Consider the following 17,434-nt stretch of genomic DNA (forward strand, 5'->3'; position numbering starts at 1 on the left):
GGCGGTGCTCGGAATCCTCATGTACCGTAAGTACATTCCGGTTCCTGCGCTCCGGCGCCACGCACACTGCTTCGGCTCGCCTGCCTACTGAAATTGGTTCTATGGTTTCGCTATGGATTAGCGAGTAACTGATCCACGTGCTGCCCCAGCCTGGCCGACCAACCATGCTGTTGCACGTACATCCGATCGACATTGCGTTGACGAGTACCACGTAACAAGGTAATGCGAACGGCTTCGACGAAATCGTCCCGATCCCGCGCCACGGTGATCGAAGGGCAGTGGGTGTCGATGTTTTCCACATCGGTCGATACCACCGGCACCCCATGGGCAAGGTAGACATACGCCTTGAGGGGATGCATGGAGCGGGTGAGGGGCGAGCGGAGGTGGGGGATGATTCCCACATCGAACTGTCGTACCCAGGCGCCCACATCCTGGTAGGGGATGACCCCGGGCATCAGGACATTGGGGTGGCGCTGTAACCGGACGATGTCCCGGTTGGCGTGGGTGGAACCGATCAATACGACCTTGCAATCTTCGAAGGTGGTACACAGGGTGTCCAGCAAGGCGATGTCGATTTTGCTTTCCAGATTCCCTACATACCCAATAGTTTTGCCGGGGCGGGCAAGAAATGCCTGGAATGCCGTGCAATGCGAGGGTGGTTTCGTTGGTGGCGATTCGTCGCATCCATTCGGAACAAGATGCACGTTTTTCCCGTACTGAGACATCGACATGCGAACCGGTTCGCAGTTCGTCCAGACCATATCCGCACGCCCAACTAAGTCGCGGTAATGCTCCGTGAGTCTGGTGATTTCCTGGGCAGAAACATGGGGCCATGCGCGATGGTCGTCGACGACATCGACAAGCAATCTTTTTGGCCGGAAAACGTCCAGAATTTCTACGATGGGATATAGCTTCGGATATACCAGGAATACAGACTGGGAAGGATCAACCCCTTCTCGCTCGAATACTTGCCGAAGGTATGGAATGAATCCCGTATTGAGATAAGGTTTATCTTGAGATGCAGGATCGATGCTGTAGGTTCCAGGGGGGTAAACGAAGACGTTGTAGGAAATCTTTTCCGTATCGAATACTCCCAGCAACTTTTGGTAGGTATAAATGTAGATATGTCGTGCTTGGTGGACGGTATCCTGGTGTTGCTGCATCCGATGGAGATCATGTTCCGACATCGGTGCGTCAAATACCAATACCCGCCGCACATCCGGGCGCGAGGCGAGATACCGGATCACCATATCGTGCCGACGGCCATACAGGCAAGTGTCGTTCTGCTTCCAGAACACGACGATGTCGGTCCCCTGCGATGCGAAGGGCTTGGGGGTATGGGCGGCATCAGCACCCAGCGCGTGCAGGCTGGCCCGAATCAGCGTCGGGCCTATTGCCGGTTGCATGCGTAGGGGCTGGGCCAGACATTCGGTGACCACCCCACGCAGGGTGCTCGCTGCTGCCGCGTAGCTGTACTGGTGGAGAAAGCACTCCCGCTGTCGGTGTGAGGTCGTTTCGCGCCCGGTAGCCAGTTTTGTCAGGAGCTGCGCCAATCCGCTCTGGGGGATGGGGTGCGCTACGCCATCGCGGATCAGTTGTTGCAGCGGGGGCGTGGCGCTGACCACGAGCGGAATCCCCATCGCGATCGCGTCGATGGCCTTGGCAGGAAGCTGGTATGCGGAAGTAGGATGGTTTTCATCCTGGGGAAGGCAGACGATGTCAGCCATCGAGAGGATGTCTGGAATCTTGGAAAAAGGTTGGCTGGGGAGCCAGAGTATCCTGCCGGGAGCCAGGGCCTGTAAGGCTTCTTGGGATTTGTGATCCACCGATCCACCGACGATGAGCAATCGAAAACAGGGGTTGTCGATTTCGCTTACCGCACGTGCGAGTACGTCTAGCCCCTTGTGCGCACGCGCTGTGCCGAAAAATAGCACGACCTTGGCGTCGAGGGGAACGTTGTGGGCTTTACGGAGGGCTGCGCCGTCGTATAGGGAGGGGTTGAAGTTGCGTTCGTCGCGGACATGGGGCAATACAGTGCCTCCAAACTCCGCTTGCAGTGCTGGGTTGGAGACAAGTATGGCGTCTGCTTTGAAACAAAGACTGTGGGCAAGGCGCGTCCACAACTCGCCATACGGGGCAGGCGTTGAGGGTGCAGCACCGGCAGGCGTTGCCAGCAGTGCTTCCAGTGATAACGGGGTGCGGCCAGGTGCAAAACTCAACTCATGATCGTCGACATCGACGATCAGCGGGCAACCCCATTGCTCCCGCATCAGCAGCCCCAGCTCCAACGACGGCAATCGGGGCTTGCAGGCAACAACGATATCTGGCTGGTAACGCTGCACGATACGCCGTACCTGGTCATGAAACTGTGGCAGGTTTTGGCCGGGGAGCGTGACGATGGGAATGCAGGAATGGCGCAATGGCTCCCAGATGGCGTCTCCATACCGTGGAAATTGGAAGCCCACCAATACCACGTGCCGAACGACGCGAGCCAAGACTTCCGCTAGCATGTATGCGCGGCCGAGGGCGTTGTGGCCTACATCCCAGGCAATGACGAGCGCAGTACAAGGCAGGTGGGTAGCAGGCTGCGCAGGCACAACCGGGAGGTGGCAAGCTTGGGCGGATCTGCGGGCCAAGAGGTCTAGGTTCCCTTGCACGAGGTGCGCAATGTCGGGATAGACGGACATAGCCTGGGCGTAGAGCGCACGGGCTGCGGAGAAATCGCCCTGGGAAAAAGCCCGATTTGCTGCAGAGAGGGGAGGAATGGGAGTGATAGAACGCACAGCAATGCAATAGGGGTGGGATAGCAAAGAAGATAGTAGGACTTACGCAAAATTGTCCCGGTTAGGCGTACCGACGTAGACAGTACACGATGGTATGGCAAGGCAGTACCATAACGCCGTGGCGGTTTTGTGCAAGTGCTAAAAAGGGAGTAAACCTCAATTCAGCACCGTTGGTCGGAGGTGCTTGTGGCAGGTTTCGTCAGCCTTCTCGCCCGCTGTACCGCAAGCCGCAAATACCCTTCCAACGACGCATCCAAAACATCGACATGTTTGGATTCCGCGTTCCGCAGCGAGGATCGACTGCATCGTTCCCATGCCGCAGGGTCGTTGTACAACCAGGTCACCATTTCTGCCATTTCTTCCGGATTGCGTACAGCCATTCCCGTCGTGGAAATGTATTCACTCAAAGAATGGGGCATATGCCGGTATAGCACCGGGGTTCCGCAGTACTGCGCTTCACATGAAACCATTTCAAACGTCGTGTGTATATTCAGACACAAAAATAGCCTGCGCTGCCCCAGCCAGTCCCCAAACTCTTCCTTCATGTGTGGGACGTACTGAACGCGGGAATGCGGGTTGTCCCCCTGGTATTGCTTGAAAGCATACAAATTGACATAAGGCATCTTGCGGAAGATCGCGTCGATCCATGCATGGACAGGGCCGCCGATGATTTTGGGGTTGCTCAATTTGGTTGCGTCGCCAAGGCAAACCCCCTCCCGTTCTCCAAATCCACGTACCTTGGTACATGCAGGGGGTTCGATGGTTTTGGGGACGACACAGACGTAGTCGCGTACGTCGGCCAGCAGTGGATCGTGCGCTGCGCTTTCTGTGAATACAGCGCAGAGTACTGGCGTGGACTGCCCGGCATTGCATTCCAGTATCCTGTCGCGTATCCATGTCGTTCTTTTTTCCTGATACAGGTAAGAAAGATTGACCAAAACGGGGATTCCCCGTTTTTGCAGGGAACGGATCTTTTCTACGACCGTTGCAAAGTCCGGTCGCTCCGGGTCGCCAGGGTAGATCCAGCATAGGTCGAAATGCGCTGATTCGGGTAATACCAAGGCATGCTGCGTATCCAGCACGCTGACGTGGTGCCCCAAGTTACTGAGGTGTTCTTGGATAAGGTGGCAAGATTTGTAAATGCCGCCTTTCTGAAAGCTGTTGAATCTTCCAATGATCAAAATCGACAAAGGTTGGAATTCGTGCAATAGCCACGGCGCATTGCTGCGTACGAGCTGGTTTTGCAATTCGTGGGTATTCTTTCTAGTGCTCTTGTTTTGGTGCGAATCGGCATAGATAGAGCTTTCCTTGGTGCCCGGTGCTTCGCGAATCGCGCCTTTCTCGTGCTCGATGACGTAGAAAGGAATTTTTTGTTTCTGGCCGTTCAGGGCAAAGAAGATGTCCGCCATATTGGGCGCAGTGAAATCGGCCTTGCGTACTTGCATTACCTGGGTGTGAAAAGCGCAGCATCCGGTTCCCAAGATATGCACGGCCGTATCGTGTGGACGGTGCGAACCAAAGAGGAAGACTTTGCGCGAGTTCGTGTCGTAGTACCGCGCAAAGGGTTCCATCAGTACGGAACCATGCCACCCTACTGCTGCGTTGCCGTGGTAATGGCGCAGTTTGGCCAGCGTGCGGGCGATGTAGTCGGGCGGATAAATCAGGTCGTCATCGCAGGTGAAATAGTACCCATCATGGTCGTCTACCCAATGGAACTTGCCAACATCTCCGATATCGGGTTCGCCCATTCCAGCGACGATGATTTTTTCGTGTTGCAAGAAGCTGGGAATCTGTTCCCATCCGTTGAGGTACACCCCAATCCTTTCCGCTTGTGGAAGCAGGCTACAGATCGATGCTTCCAATGCGGCTACACGATCAGGAATAGCAGCCATGCCCACGAATACGGCGTTGGAAAGCTCTTTGTCGTCGCGTGCAAGAGTTTGCCTGGTTCGAATGCCGTTTTGGATTCTTTTTTTGGCGATATGAATATTGACGCGCAAGCGGCGTTCCATTTCCGGATGGGAAGCCAGAATGCGTTCATAGGCTTCCATCGCTTCGGGGTATCTGCCCTGTTTGAATAAAGCATAGGCATGGCGGACTTGCGCTTGCGTTCCGGGCTGAGCGGGAGGATGGTTGTTTTGGGATTGCATGAATGTGATGCGTGCTGTACAGGGTGAATGCACTCGGTATTTGTCAAGATCGTTGTCGGTAGAAGTAAAAATCGGAAAAAGAAGAGCGGGACTGGCTGTGCAGGATTCGATAGGGATAGTTGTTTTGCCGAAAAGCGTAGAGTTCCCAATCCGGGCGATGGTCGTCGATCCAGGTGGTGAAGCGTCTGCCACGTACATGCACTGCCTTGCCTTGCAAAACCGGTGCGTCCGATGCATAGATGATGACGTACTGTTCTGCGCTGGCAAAAAGTCTGTACATATACGTGTCGAACACTTGGTCTTCGACAAGATGAAAGAGCACGTCCATGGATAGTGCCAGCGTTGCGGTACGTGGGGCGCAGAGGAAATCTTCCAGCACCAAAAAGGTCTTTGTGGAATCTTCGGCAAACAAAGCCTGACAGCGTGCGATGGCAGCAGGGCTGACGTCTACTCCGATGTAGCGTGGAATGTGAAGCAGTTGCAATTGCATGCCATCCCCGCATCCCAGTTCGATGACCGAAAGAATCTGGTTGCGCGCTACGAATGCATTGACGACTGCCGCCTTGAACGCGGCCAGCTTGCCTTGTGACCCTGCGCCGGAATGGCCACCGGAGCGGTATCGCTGTTCCCAGTACTCGGCACTGCAAAAGCGCTGTGCAGCCAGTGCCTGGGCCTGTTCCGTGGCGGCTTCCATAGCGGGGCTGGGACATGCTGGGGCAGTGATAGTAGTGGCCGGCACCCCGGTGAGCGCAAGGATGAGCTTTTGTGATGTATCGCAGTGGTACTGCGCCTTGCTGGGGGCACCACATAGCGTCGAAGCGGAATCGAGTTGCCGATGCACCCCGGCAGCCAGCATTTGCGCGAGTTGCAGTGTCGTTGCACCCCATTGCCGGGCTAGTCGCAGCGACGACTTGGCAGCCTGCAAGTTTCCGCACTGGGCATTTCCCCCAGCCTGTAGCAGTGCCAGCCTGATCCGATCTGGGTGTGCCGCCAGTAATCCTGCATCAATGTGGGAAAGGGCTTTCCACTCGCCGTGGTACCAGCAGGTGGCCGCCTGTTTCAGGGTGAGGGTCTGGTCATGCCGGGGCTGGCCTTCGCTTTCGATGCCGACAGTACTCCGGGTACCTGACATGCCTCACCCCCGCATTGCACGCACTGCCTTTTCGGGCTCCTGCCTTTCCAGCACTCCGAATGGCGCCCCCACCTCCCCCCCCTGCTGCCAACACCGCGCCCGCGCCAGCAACGCGGTGTCGCTATGCGGCATTCCCGTGCGGACGGATCGTTCAAAGTGCAGTCTGGCCCGCTCGGGCTGGTTTGCCACGGCGGCGGCGCGGCCCAGGCTGTTTTGCACGCCGGAGATCAGCACTTGCGCTACGAGCTTGCGCGGGCAGCCCCATTCCTGCGCTTGGCGCACCCAGTCCCGCATGGCGTCGGTGTGGCCGCATTGGGCGTGGCCTGCGGCGCAGAGCAGCGCCAGGCGGGCGCGCTCGGGGTGGTGTTCCATGGCGTCGCGGTCAAGCTGCGAGAGAGAGCGCCAGTCGCCAAATTGCCATTGCGTGCGGGAACACTCCAGCAAGGCTTCGTCGTACACGGCCAAGGCTTGCGGGGCTTCAGCGGTAGGGCCGCCCTGATGTGCTGCGGCCTTGCTGGCGGCGGCAGCGGGGGCAGCGGCAGTAGGCGCAGTAGTGGTTTCGGCGGTAGGCCCGGTAGTGCCCGCTGCACTGCGGGGGGTGCCCCACCAGCGGGAAACATGGGTAAGCAAAGTGCGGATCATGGCCATAGCAATACACCGATGCAGCGCGCAGGTCAGCGGCAACAGGCAGGCACTTCATCGATTTGCAAAGGATCGAGGTGCTCCATGGCGTAAGTCAGATACACCTTGTCCTTGCAAAAGATGTCGAACAAGTCCGGGTCGATATGGCCCTGATCCTTTAGCTCTTTCATGATCCGCATGGCCTGCGAGAGCTTCATGCCGGGCTTGTACGGCCTGTCGCAGGCGGTCAGCGCTTCGAAGATGTCGGCAATGCCCATGATGCGCGCCTGCACCGTCATTTGTTCGCGGGTCAGTCCGTTGGGGTAGCCCTTGCCGTCCATGCGCTCGTGGTGGCCGCCGGCAAATTCGGGAACGTGCCGCAGGTGCTTGGGCCAGGGCAGTTTTTCGAGCATCTTGATCGTGGCCACGATGTGGTAATTGATCGTGTCGCGTTCCGCCGCAGTGAGCGTGCCTTTGCGAATGCACAGATTTTCACTTTCGTCTGCGTTGAGGAAGTCGGTCTGTAGCCCGTCTGCATTGCGCCAGAGGTAGCCGGTGGCGATGTCACGCACGCGGGCGATGTTCTCGTCGCTCATGGCCTCGCCACCCCGGTTGGACTTGCGCAAAAAGTCCCGGTCAGCGCGGATTTGCGCCTGGCGCTCTCGCATTTGGGTCAGGATATGGATTTCCGGCTCGGCTTCGCGGCAGGGGCGCAAGGCGAGCTGTTTGCGCAGGGCGTCGATTTCCGCGTCGCGCAGCAGCACTTCGAAGCGAGTGTCCAGCAGCGCGATGCGGTCGAACAGCGTTTGCAATTTCGTCGCCTTGTCGACGACATGCACGGGGGTGGTGATCTTTCCGCAGTCGTGCAGCAGCGCGGCGATCTTGAGCTCGTAGCGGTCGAGTTCGCTGAGGCGGAAATCGGCCAATGGGCCTTCCTGCGTTCGCGTGGCGGCTTCTGCCAGCATCATCGTGATCTGGGGAACCCGCTGGCAATGCCCGCCCGTATAGGGGGATTTTTCGTCGATGGCCAGGTTGATCAGCCCGATGAACGACTCGAAAAGGTCTTCGAGCTGTTTCATCAGTTGCCGGTTATTGAGTGCAATGGATGCCTGCGAAGCCAGGGATTCGACCAATTGCTGATCCGCCTGGGAAAACGGGACCACGCAGGTGTGATCTGGGCACTGCGCGTTGATGAGTTGCAGCACGCCGATCACGTCACCCTCGTGGCTGCACATCGGCACGGTCAAAAACGACTTGGAGCGGTAGCCCGTCGTCTGGTCGAAGCGGCGCGTGCCGGAAAAATCGAAGTGCGGATCGGTGTACGCATCTTCGATATTGATCGTGACTTTGTGCATCGCCGCATAGGCCGCGACGAGCGAATCGTTGGGTGTGCCATCGGTATTGCACAACGGCAGGTCGGGAAAATGGATGGGGTCCTTTGCGCTGCCTCCCATCGCAATGTGGAGCGAATCAGTGCGCAGAATTTCGAAGCGCAAGGTCTTTCCGTCTTCCAGCATCCGGTAGACGGTGCCGCCATCGGCGCGGGTGATGGTTTTGGCGGCGATCAGGATGCGTTCGAGCAACAGGGTGATATTGCGCTCGCTAGACAGGGACGCGCCGATCTCGTTGAGCTGGTCGAGCCGCGCCAGCAGCCCCTCGACGGTGTTGGAATCTGTGCAGGCGTGGCAGGGGTCGGTGGTGTCCATGGCACGGGTACTCCGGGTTCACTTGTGGTCGAAGGTGAAGGCGCCATCCCAGTCCGCCGGGGGGGGCGACTTCTCGTAGTGCGCGCAGCGATCAAGGTACAGCGCGTACAGCTTGCGGTCGGGGTAGCGCCGTTGCAGATCCAGAAAAGCCAGGGTGGCCCGCGCCCAGTCTTGGGAACGATAAAACTGCAAGGCCTGCCGGGATAGCTTCAGCTCGTGCTGCTCTTCCGGGGTGAGCTGGTCTGTGGGGCCGATGGGTTCGTAAATCCGAACGGGTTGATCCTTGCCCTTGACGCGCACGCTGTCCAGTTCGCGAAACGCGAAATCGCCCACTTCTTCCTTGGTGAATTCGCTGACGATGATTTGTACGCCGTATTGCTTGGTCAATCCTTCCAGCCGGGAACCAAGGTTGACGGCGTCGCCCATCACGGTGTATGCCAGACGGAACTCCGATCCCATGTTCCCCACAACCATGTCGCCGGTGTTGAGGCCGACGCCAATCTTGATCGGCGGCCATCCTTGCTCGCGAAAGTGGTCCTGCAGGGTGTCCAGGGTGCGGATCATCTCGATCGCTGCAAGCAGTGCGTGGCGTGCGTGGTGCTCGTCGGGAACCGGCGCTCCCCAAAAGGCCATGATCGCGTCACCCATGTATTTGTCGATCGTCCCCCGGTGGTGGTGGATCACGTGTGTCATCGGGGTGAGGTACTCGTTCATCAGCAGCGTGAGCTGCTTGGGGTCAAGCCCTTCGGAAATCGTCGTGAACCCGCGCACGTCGGAAAACAGCACGGTCAGCCGTTTGCTGGCGCCTTCCAGGCTGTAGGTCGTGGGGTCCAGCGCCATTTCGTTGACCAGCTCCGGCGGCACATACTGGCCAAACAGCTTGGCCAGTAGTCGCTTCCCGCGTGAGTCGACAAAGTACCCATACGTCATGTTGAAGACGAAGAGCGATCCGACCAGCACGATGCCAGTAGCCACGGGCAAGATCACATCGTGGGCTTTCCAGGCATACAAGTTCACGAGCATGATGGCCAGCATCGATAGCGTAGTCACTAGCGTTGCCATGAGGGGGTTGAGCATCGGTAACGTGAAGGCCAGTGTCACCCCTACTACTGTGAGCAGGACGATTTCGACTCCCAGGATGAGCGGGGGCCGGTGTTTGATGGCGCCATCCAGCATCCCCGCGATCATGTTGGCGTGCAGTTCGACCCCAGCGTAAGACTCTTGCACAGGGGTGGTGCGCAGGTCGAGCAGCCCCGGCGCGGAGGTGCCCACAAGGACGATAGCCCCACGCAGCACGGCTTCGGGCACTTTGGCATGGAGCACGTCGCTGGCAGTAACGTACACGAAGCTGCCTTGTTTGCCGCGATAGGGAACCAGCGCGGCAAGGTCGGCATCGACGGGAATCTTGCGCTTGCCTACGCGCAAATACTCCAGTGCTACGGCGCTGGGGGTATTTCCTTCGTAGACAAGTTCGATCTTGGGTTCGTTCATGACCAGTCGCAACATCGCCAGGCTCAGCGTTTCGTAGAGCTTGCCGTCGTACATCTGGAGCAGGGCAATCCTGCGGAATACCCCGTCGGGGTCGACAAGGGGGGAGGCGTTGAAATACCCCCCGGATGCCGCAGCGCGTTGTAGCTCGGGCAGGTTGGCCGAATAGCCGGTGGCGCGGACGGCGCCGACGTTGCCGGGGACGAAGCTGCCTTGTTTGAGTGCCGGGGGGGGAAGTTCCCCCACCGTGCTGTTGGGTTCCCCATCGTGGCGAAAGTAGTACCCCAGCACAACACGGCGGTTGCGCAGGCTTTTGGCAAAGATGTCGTCGAACATCAGCGTGGGCCGGATGCGTTCCAGCTCGGTGCCGAATTCTTGGTGTTCGCGCAAGGCGGTATTGCGCAGGTGTTCGAGGTGTTTCCAGCCGGAACTTTCGTCGCGCTCGGCAAAAAGCACGTCGAAGCCGAGGACGTCGATCTGGTAGTGGTCGAACAGCACATCGATCATCCGCGCGATCTTGGTGCGCTGCCAGGGCCAATGCCCTTCCTTTTGCAGGCTGGCTTCGTCGATATCGACGATGACGATGCGCGGGTCGATACCGCCGGGCATCATTGCACGCAGCCGCACGTCATAGGCGTAGTTTTCGAGCCGAACAAGGATGTCTGTGGGCAACCACCCCAGCACGGCCATCACCACGCTGACGATGAGAACCAGGCTTAGCGCGCTGCGCGTGCCATGCTGCGACAAAAAACCGGACTTTTCCATCGAAGGCTCCTTTGCGCTAGCGCTGTACCGTGACTTCCCCGCTAGGAATGGGGTTGCACTGGTTGTGGGGACGTTCCCGCAGTCTCCATCGCTGCCAGCGTTTGGACTACGACATCAAGGCTGGCTCCCCCTGCCAGGCATAGCCCATCCGGCAGGGTATCCGCCCCCTGGCGCAAAGCTGATAAAGCATCACGCAAAAGTTGGGGGGTGTCGAAGCCCGTGCTGTGGAGCACCGTCGCGCCCTCTGCATTCAGCAGCTTGCAGTGGAATCGCCCATCGCGTTCACGGTATTGCTTGAGGATGGGGCGGGCTGTTTTGGCTGCTTTGGTGGTTGGGGTGGCTGGGGGGGATACGGTTGCCTTGGTGTTGCCATGGCCTACGGTGGCTCCCAGGGGGCGCAAACCGACGGCGCTACGCAATTCGCGCAGGAAGGGGACGGCAATGGCCCGCGCACGCTCTGCGCCATGGCGCAAGATGGTTTCGATGCGGTCGGGGTGGCGGACCAGCGCGTCGTATTCCGTGCGCAGTGGCGCGATGTCGGCGTCGATGCAGTCGAACAGCGCAGCCTTGGCATCCCCCCACGCCATGCCTTCGGCTAGCGCAGCGCAAAACGCCGCGCTTTGCTGCGGCGTTGCAAAGGCGCGGAACAGGGGGTAGAGCGCGCTGGATTCGGCGTCTTTGGGTTCGCCCGGCGTGCGGGAGTCGGTCTGGATGCCGTAAATCAGCTTGCGCAAGGTTTCCCGGGGGGCAAAGAGCGGGATGATGTTGTCGTAGCTCTTGCTCATCTTGCGGCCATCAAGGCCCGGCAGCACCGCAACGTGTTCTTCGACAAGCGCTGCAGGGGCGACGAAATGGTTGCCGTACCGCGCATTGAAGCTCTGCGCCATGTCGCGCGCCATTTCGATGTGCTGCACCTGGTCGCGCCCCACGGGAATGTGGGTAGCGCGGAACAGTAGGATGTCTGCGCCCATCAGCACCGGGTATAGGAATAGGCCAACGCTCACATTCGCGTCAGCATCGTCCCCCGCAGCAGTGTTGCGATCCATGGCGGCCTTGTAGGCGTGCGCACGGTTGAGCAGCCCTTTGCCCGTCACACAGCCCAGCAGCCAAGCCAGTTCGGGAATTTCGGGAATGTCGGACTGGCGGTAGAACACCACCCGCTCGGGGTCCAACCCGCAGGCCAGCCAGCTTGCGGCGATGTCCAGCGTGGAACGCGCCACCCGTTCGGGGTCGAAGGTTTTGATCAGCGCGTGGTAGTCGGCCAGAAAGTAGAAACTTTCCGCGCCGTCGCGGCGGCTGGCGGCCACTGCGGGGCGGATGGACCCGACGTAGTTGCCCAGGTGGGGGGTGCCGGAGGTCGTGATTCCGGTCAAAAAACGGTCTCGTTGCATGGGGAACAGGCTGGCGCCGTTGGTGCATCAATGCACCAGAACGAATAGCCAGGAAGTCGAGGAAGTGAGGGCGTGCATCGTCCACCGCATCAGGGGCAGCATCCAGTACCGGCTCATGAATTCGGTCAGCACCAGCGCCAGGACGATGACGAATCCCCAAGGTTCGATGCGGGCCAAGCCTTGTGCCCAGGGCCGGGGCAGTACCCCAGCGAGCACGCGCCCGCCATCGAGCGGCGGCAGGGGGAACAGATTGAAGGCGAACATCGCCACATTGACCAACACGCCCCCACGGGCCATCCCTGTCCAGAACGATTCCTCGACTCCCCATCCTCGCAGCAGGAAGAACAGGCAACTCCAGCACAGCGCCTGGAGCAAATTGGCCATGGGGCCCGCCAAGGCGACCCACACCATATCTTGTTCGGGGTGGCGCAGGCGGTCGAAGCGCACGGGAACTGGTTTGGCGTACCCAAAAAGGAACTCCCCCCCAGTCACGACATACAGCATCAAGGGGAGTACCACGGTGCCGATGGGGTCGATGTGCTGCAGGGGATTGATCGTCATACGGCCCGCAGCTTTGGCGGTGTCATCCCCCAGCCGCGCAGCGGCATAAGCGTGCGCGGCCTCGTGCAAGGTGATGGAGAACAGCACGGGGATCGCGTACATCGCGACGGTTTGGATCAACGGCGCGAAATCCATCACGGAAGTGTAGTCGTGAGGTTTGGCGGACGCACAGCGCCGCCATTCGAGGGTTGTAGGAGCGACGGAAATCGCGATGGCGGGGCTATTTGCCGGGGCTACTTGCAGGAACGGGGCCAACTATCCTGCAGCGGCAGGCGGATAAAACTGCAAACAGCCCTTGCCTTGCGCCTTGGCTGCGTACATGGCGGTGTCGGCAAACTTGAGCAGTTCCTCCATGCTGGTAGTGTGGGTGGGGTACAGCGCCACGCCAATGCTCGCGCCGACTTGGACGGTTTGGGCATCAAGGTCGATGGGGTGCGAGACATCGCACAAGAGTCGCCCCAACATCCGCGCTGCATCGTGCGCGGCGCCGAGGTCGCCGATGAGCAGGACGAACTCGTCCCCTCCCAGCCGGGCCACGGTATCGGCGCCACGTAGCGCCTGGGACATGCGTTGGCCGACGACACACAGCACCTGATCTCCCACATCGTGCCCCAGGGTGTCGTTGATGGGCTTGAAGCCGTCGAGGTCGATCAGGCACACCGCCAGTAGTGTTCCGTTGCGTTTGCAGCGTTCCACCGCTTGGCTAAGGCGGTCTTCGAGCAGCCGCCGGTTGGGCAGGCCGGTGAGGGCATCGTGGTTGGCTGCGGCTTCCAGCGCGTGGTACCGCTGGACAAGCTGGGAAATCGAGGAGACGACCCCGACGAAGTGCTGTGTTCCCAGCCCATCGTCGCGAACGATCGACAGGGTCAGCCATACGGATTCCAGCTCGCCGTCAGACCTGCGGTTGGCCAGTTCCCCGGCCCAATGCCCGGTTTGCAAGGCTTGGTTCCATACTGTCATGCCCTTGTCGGATGCCAGCAGTCCCGGCTTGATTTCGGCGATGGGCTGCCCCAGCAGTTCTTCACGGGTGCGTTGCACGTCCTGGCAAAAGGCCGGGTTGACGTCGGTGATCAGTCCTTCGGGGGTCGTCACGAAGATGGCGTCCGCAGAGCTTTCGATGATGTTGTTCGAGAGACGCAGCTTTTCCTCGGCGCGGCGGCGTTGGTTGATCTCCCGACGCAGCGCCATAGTGCGCGCCGACAGGTTGTCGTAGAGCTTGAGCACGGACTGGATCAGCATGTGCGCGGCGCCCTTCATCAGTAATGAGGCGGCTTCCGTGGCCTGGTTCAGCGTCAGCCCCTTTTGCAGCCCGATGACGATGCGGGCGAGGTGGGTGTCGTCTTCCAAGATGTGGAACGCCAGCCAATTGGTGAGAAAGGAGACGATCTGCTCCACCGATTCTTCGTCGCTGAGCACGTTGGCGATGCTGCGCACACGCAGCACTTCTGCGACGAAGTCATGGTGCGTACGCTCGTGTGCCAAGGTGAGCGGATCGCCGGGCAGAAACTCGTTCCATATCCCTTCTTCCGTCTGGAAGTGGTACACGGTGTAGTCGGCCAGCTCATCGAATACTGCGTAAATTTCCACTTCGGCGGCGCCGCATGACATGTGGCTGGCTAAACGGTTGAGCAGGTCGACAAGCTTGTGGTGCTGTTCGTCGACGATGTCGATGCCTGTGGCGAAGTTGTCGCTCCACGGGAAGATTTCCGTATGTGCGGTCAGGGTGTCAAGGGTGGTCATGGTGCGCTTGTGGGGCGGTACGGTCATGGGGCAGCTTGCTGCAAAGGGGCGAGCCTATGGAAGCAGCGGGCCGCAGGGCTGGGGACGGAGAGTGTGGGGAACGTAGGGTTGGGAAGAGCGTGCAAGGCAGAGGAGCGCAAGTCAGATCCGATAGTCGGTTTGGATTCGCCATTGTTCTTCGGGGTTCCAGGCAGGGTCGGGGCGCCACTCCCGCACCCAGATAGGAATGGCCGCAGCGGGCATAGGACGGGCGATGCCGTAGCCTTGCCCCAGGGGACACCCCAACTGCAGCAAGGCGGTGCCGTGATCGACGGTTTCGACCCCTTCGGCGATCACTTCCCGATGAAATGCTTGCGCCAAACCGATCACCCCGGTGAGGATGGCGAGGTCGTCAGCGTCTTCAAGCATATCGCGCACGAAACTCTGGTCGATCTTGATGGTTTTGACGGGCAGCCTGCGCAGATAGGTCAGGGAGGAATACCCGGTGCCAAAGTCGTCCAGCGCGAAGGAAACGCCCAGGGCCTCGCAATCCATGATGACTTGCGAGATGCCTTCGAGGTCTTCGAGCGCGTTGCTTTCGAGGATTTCGAGTTCCAGGCGTCCCTGGGGCAGATCGGGGAACCGGGCGAGGATGTTGCGCAATCGGTCGACGAAATGGCTCTGCTGCAACTGGCGCGCTCCCACGTTCACGCTGACGCACAAATCCACGCTTTGGGCCAGCCATTCCTGCACTTGGCGCACCGCAGTGCGGAGGACCCATTCGCCCAGCTCCACGGCAAAGGGGTCGTTTTCCACGTCTGGCAGAAAAGCGCCGGGCAACAGCACCCCGCGCCGGGGGTGTTGCCAGCGCAGCAGGGCCTCTGCGCCGATCACTTGGCCTGTGCGCATATCGACCTTGGGTTGGTAGTACAGCACCAGTTCGTTTTGCAGCAGCGCGTGGCGTATGCGCTCAATGCTCTCGTGCTTGCCACGGACATTGCGGTCATGCTCGGCATCGAAGAGGTGGTAGCGGTTCTTGCCGGCGACTTTGGCCTGGTACATCGCTTGGTCGGCCTGACGCAGCAGTTGTTCTGCGTCGATGCTGTCTGTTTGGGGGTAGAACGTGACGCCCAGGCTGGCAGACGTTTGTATGGTTTCGCCGTGGGAAGGGACAGGCTCCATGGCCGCAGCCAGCAGGCGGTCGAGCATGGGGGCGCAAGAGGCCACGTCGGGCAAGTCGGCAAGCACGGCGACGAATTCATCGCCCCCGACGCGGGCCAGGGTATCGCCTTCGCGCAGGACCGTGCGCATCCGCGCTGCCAGCGCAGCCAATACCCCATCCGCAGCGTCGTGGCCGATGCGTTCGTTGATCGCCTTGAAACCATCAAGGTCGAGATAGACCGTCGCAAGGTACAGGTCACGACGCTGTACGGCCAGCATGGATTGCTGCAAACGGTCAGCCAGCAATGCGCGGTTGGGCAGGCCGGTCAGCGCGTCGAACTGCGCCATGTGCTCCAACTGTTGTTGGTGTCGTTTGACCGCAGTGATGTCGGAAAACAGCGCAACGTAGTGCCGAGGTTGCCCGTGCTCGTCGCGCACCAGGCTGATCGTCTGCATCGAAGCGAACAATTCGCCGTTTTTGTGGCGGTTCCAGATTTCGCTATGCCAGTGGCCGTAGCGTTGCAAGCTCGTCCAGAGGTTGCGGTAATAGGCATCGTTCTGGCGGCCGCTTTTGAGCATGCGTGGGTTTTGGCCGAGGGCCTGCGCACGCTCGTAGCCGGTGATGCGGGTGAAGGATTCGTTGACGTCGACGATCGTTCCGTCAAGCTCGGTGATCATGATGGCTTCGCGTGCGGCGGTAAAAACGCTCGCCGCGAGCAGCAATGCCTGCTCTGCGCTTTTGCGTTCCTGGATGTCTTGTACGACGACGAAGAGGTGATCCGGTTCCCCCTGCGGGGTGCGAACGAGTTGCGCAGCCTGGCTGACCCACAGCGTACTGCCGTCGGGCCTGCAATAGCGCTTTTCCAGGCGGAAACGGGGGTTTTGGCTCTGCATCGCCCACTGCAGGGCGGATTCTGTAGCTGCACGATCCCGGGGGTCTGTGAGCGCACGGCAGTCGAGGGTGGTACCGAGTAATTCTTCCCGGGTTCGTTGTAGCAAATCGCAAAAGTGCTGATTGACCCGCAGGAACCGCCCTTGCGGGGTAGCCATGACCATGCCCACCGCTGCGTTTTCGAACACGGCTTGGAGCAGCGATTCGCAACAGGTCTGGGCAGCCTGGTGTATGGCAATGTCGGCGCGCCACATTCCCAGCCAAGTACGCATGCGGCGCAGGAAGCCGTGGGCCACCAGCAGCCCCACCCCGAGTGACAACACGAGTGGCGCCACCAAAGGCAGCACCCAGGGACAACAACGGTGTTGGGCGAGCAGGACCCGTGTGTACGAGGCCACGCCCTGTGGTGCCGGATCGGGGGCTGCAACGACCAGTGTCCAGTCCCAAGGGTGTACAGGGTGTACGACTGCGGTGTGCGAAACGACTAGTTCCGCGTGGGACCGCGCACCGGAGGCAGCATGAGGCCCGGCGATGGGTAGGGGCGCGGAAAAGCGCACCAAGCCGCCGCCGCGCTGGGCGGTTGCCAGCCACAACGCCACTGCTTGGCTTCCGTAGTGGCCTGGCAGAAGGGGGGCGATTGCATCCTGGGGAAACAGGCTCGCGCCGTTGCGGTCAAGGAGATGGAGCGACAAATGCCCCACGTCGTGGGGATGTCGTTGCGTTGCCAACGCTTGCAGTCGTTCCTGCTGTGGAACCGCCGAATGCAGATTGGCGATGGAGGCCAACACATGCTCGGCGTGGGCGCGCAACCGTACTTCGTGCAACGATCGCATCGCCTCGTGCGCATCGTCCATCGCACTGCGCTGCCAATCGGCCCATCGCCACAGCAGTACCCCCCCGATTGCCAGCGTCAGCAGCCCTAGCCAGAGCAGCCAACGGAAGCGAAGCAGGCGGGCAACCCAGCGTTCATCGATCGATGGCGACATATCCTTTCCAAGATGAAACAGGCCGAAACAGGGGGAACAGGGCAAAACAAGCGCTCCTCCCCGACGACCTTGGCTGGGA

Annotated in this window: 10 protein-coding genes; all 10 read right to left on the reverse strand. The window is 60.0% G+C overall.

All coding sequences use genetic code 11. The features are described 5' to 3' along the window. Positions 1–110 precede the first annotated feature (110 nt). On the reverse strand, positions 111–2,783 hold the full coding sequence (locus tag CENROD_RS10735; RefSeq protein ID WP_151194624.1) for a glycosyltransferase: 2,673 nt from the start codon (positions 2,781–2,783) through the stop codon (positions 111–113). 161 nt (positions 2,784–2,944) lie between these two features. Further along, positions 2,945–4,933: a glycosyltransferase gene (locus tag CENROD_RS10740; RefSeq protein WP_022776162.1), complete on the reverse strand. Its 1,989-nt coding sequence runs from the start codon at positions 4,931–4,933 to the stop codon at positions 2,945–2,947. 43 nt (positions 4,934–4,976) lie between these two features. After that, complete coding sequence (locus CENROD_RS13985; RefSeq protein WP_022776166.1) at positions 4,977–6,065, reverse strand: class I SAM-dependent methyltransferase; 1,089 nt, start codon at positions 6,063–6,065, stop codon at positions 4,977–4,979. Positions 6,066–6,068: 3 nt separating this feature from the next. Further along, on the reverse strand, positions 6,069–6,713 hold the full coding sequence (locus tag CENROD_RS10750; RefSeq protein ID WP_022776170.1) for a hypothetical protein: 645 nt from the start codon (positions 6,711–6,713) through the stop codon (positions 6,069–6,071). A 26-nt stretch (positions 6,714–6,739) separates the two neighbouring features. Next, positions 6,740–8,392 (reverse strand): HD family phosphohydrolase, encoded by a 1,653-nt coding sequence (locus tag CENROD_RS10755; RefSeq protein ID WP_022776174.1) that lies wholly within the window; start codon positions 8,390–8,392, stop codon positions 6,740–6,742. Between the two features lie 18 nt (positions 8,393–8,410). After that, the gene (locus CENROD_RS10760) at positions 8,411–10,645 is read right to left on the reverse strand and encodes a CHASE2 domain-containing protein (protein WP_022776178.1); all 2,235 of its coding nucleotides are present in this window, start codon (positions 10,643–10,645) and stop codon (positions 8,411–8,413) included. A gap of 41 nt (positions 10,646–10,686) precedes the next feature. Further along, positions 10,687–12,036, reverse strand: coding sequence for a tryptophan--tRNA ligase (locus CENROD_RS10765; RefSeq protein WP_022776181.1), 1,350 nt, complete (start codon positions 12,034–12,036; stop codon positions 10,687–10,689). Positions 12,037–12,063: 27 nt separating this feature from the next. Beyond that, entirely contained in the window at positions 12,064–12,732 is a 669-nt protein-coding gene (locus tag CENROD_RS10770) for a site-2 protease family protein (protein WP_022776183.1), read from the reverse strand. A 120-nt stretch (positions 12,733–12,852) separates the two neighbouring features. Continuing rightward, complete coding sequence (locus CENROD_RS10775; RefSeq protein ID WP_202961154.1) at positions 12,853–14,337, reverse strand: bacteriohemerythrin; 1,485 nt, start codon at positions 14,335–14,337, stop codon at positions 12,853–12,855. 141 nt (positions 14,338–14,478) lie between these two features. Further along, the gene (locus CENROD_RS12700; RefSeq protein WP_022776191.1) at positions 14,479–17,355 is read right to left on the reverse strand and encodes a putative bifunctional diguanylate cyclase/phosphodiesterase; all 2,877 of its coding nucleotides are present in this window, start codon (positions 17,353–17,355) and stop codon (positions 14,479–14,481) included. Positions 17,356–17,434: the final 79 nt, after the last annotated feature.

The sequence above is a fragment of the Candidatus Symbiobacter mobilis CR genome, from assembly GCF_000477435.1.
In the GTDB taxonomy this organism is placed as follows: Bacteria; Pseudomonadota; Gammaproteobacteria; order Burkholderiales; family Burkholderiaceae_C; genus Rhodoferax; species Rhodoferax mobilis.

Excerpts from the sequence above, each read along its gene's own strand:
- CENROD_RS10740 (WP_022776162.1), bottom strand. The coding sequence starts at position 4,933 with ATGCAATCCCAAAACAACCATCCTCCCGCTCAGCCCGGAACGCAAGCG.
- CENROD_RS10760 (WP_022776178.1), bottom strand. The coding sequence starts at position 10,645 with ATGGAAAAGTCCGGTTTTTTGTCGCAGCATGGCACGCGCAGCGCGCTA.
- CENROD_RS12700 (WP_022776191.1), bottom strand. The coding sequence starts at position 17,355 with ATGTCGCCATCGATCGATGAACGCTGGGTTGCCCGCCTGCTTCGCTTC.
- CENROD_RS10755 (WP_022776174.1), bottom strand. The coding sequence starts at position 8,392 with ATGGACACCACCGACCCCTGCCACGCCTGCACAGATTCCAACACCGTC.
- CENROD_RS10765 (WP_022776181.1), bottom strand. The coding sequence starts at position 12,036 with ATGCAACGAGACCGTTTTTTGACCGGAATCACGACCTCCGGCACCCCC.
- CENROD_RS10770 (WP_022776183.1), bottom strand. The coding sequence starts at position 12,732 with ATGGATTTCGCGCCGTTGATCCAAACCGTCGCGATGTACGCGATCCCC.
- CENROD_RS13985 (WP_022776166.1), bottom strand. The coding sequence starts at position 6,065 with ATGTCAGGTACCCGGAGTACTGTCGGCATCGAAAGCGAAGGCCAGCCC.
- CENROD_RS10750 (WP_022776170.1), bottom strand. The coding sequence starts at position 6,713 with ATGGCCATGATCCGCACTTTGCTTACCCATGTTTCCCGCTGGTGGGGC.
- CENROD_RS10775 (WP_202961154.1), bottom strand. The coding sequence starts at position 14,337 with ATGACCACCCTTGACACCCTGACCGCACATACGGAAATCTTCCCGTGG.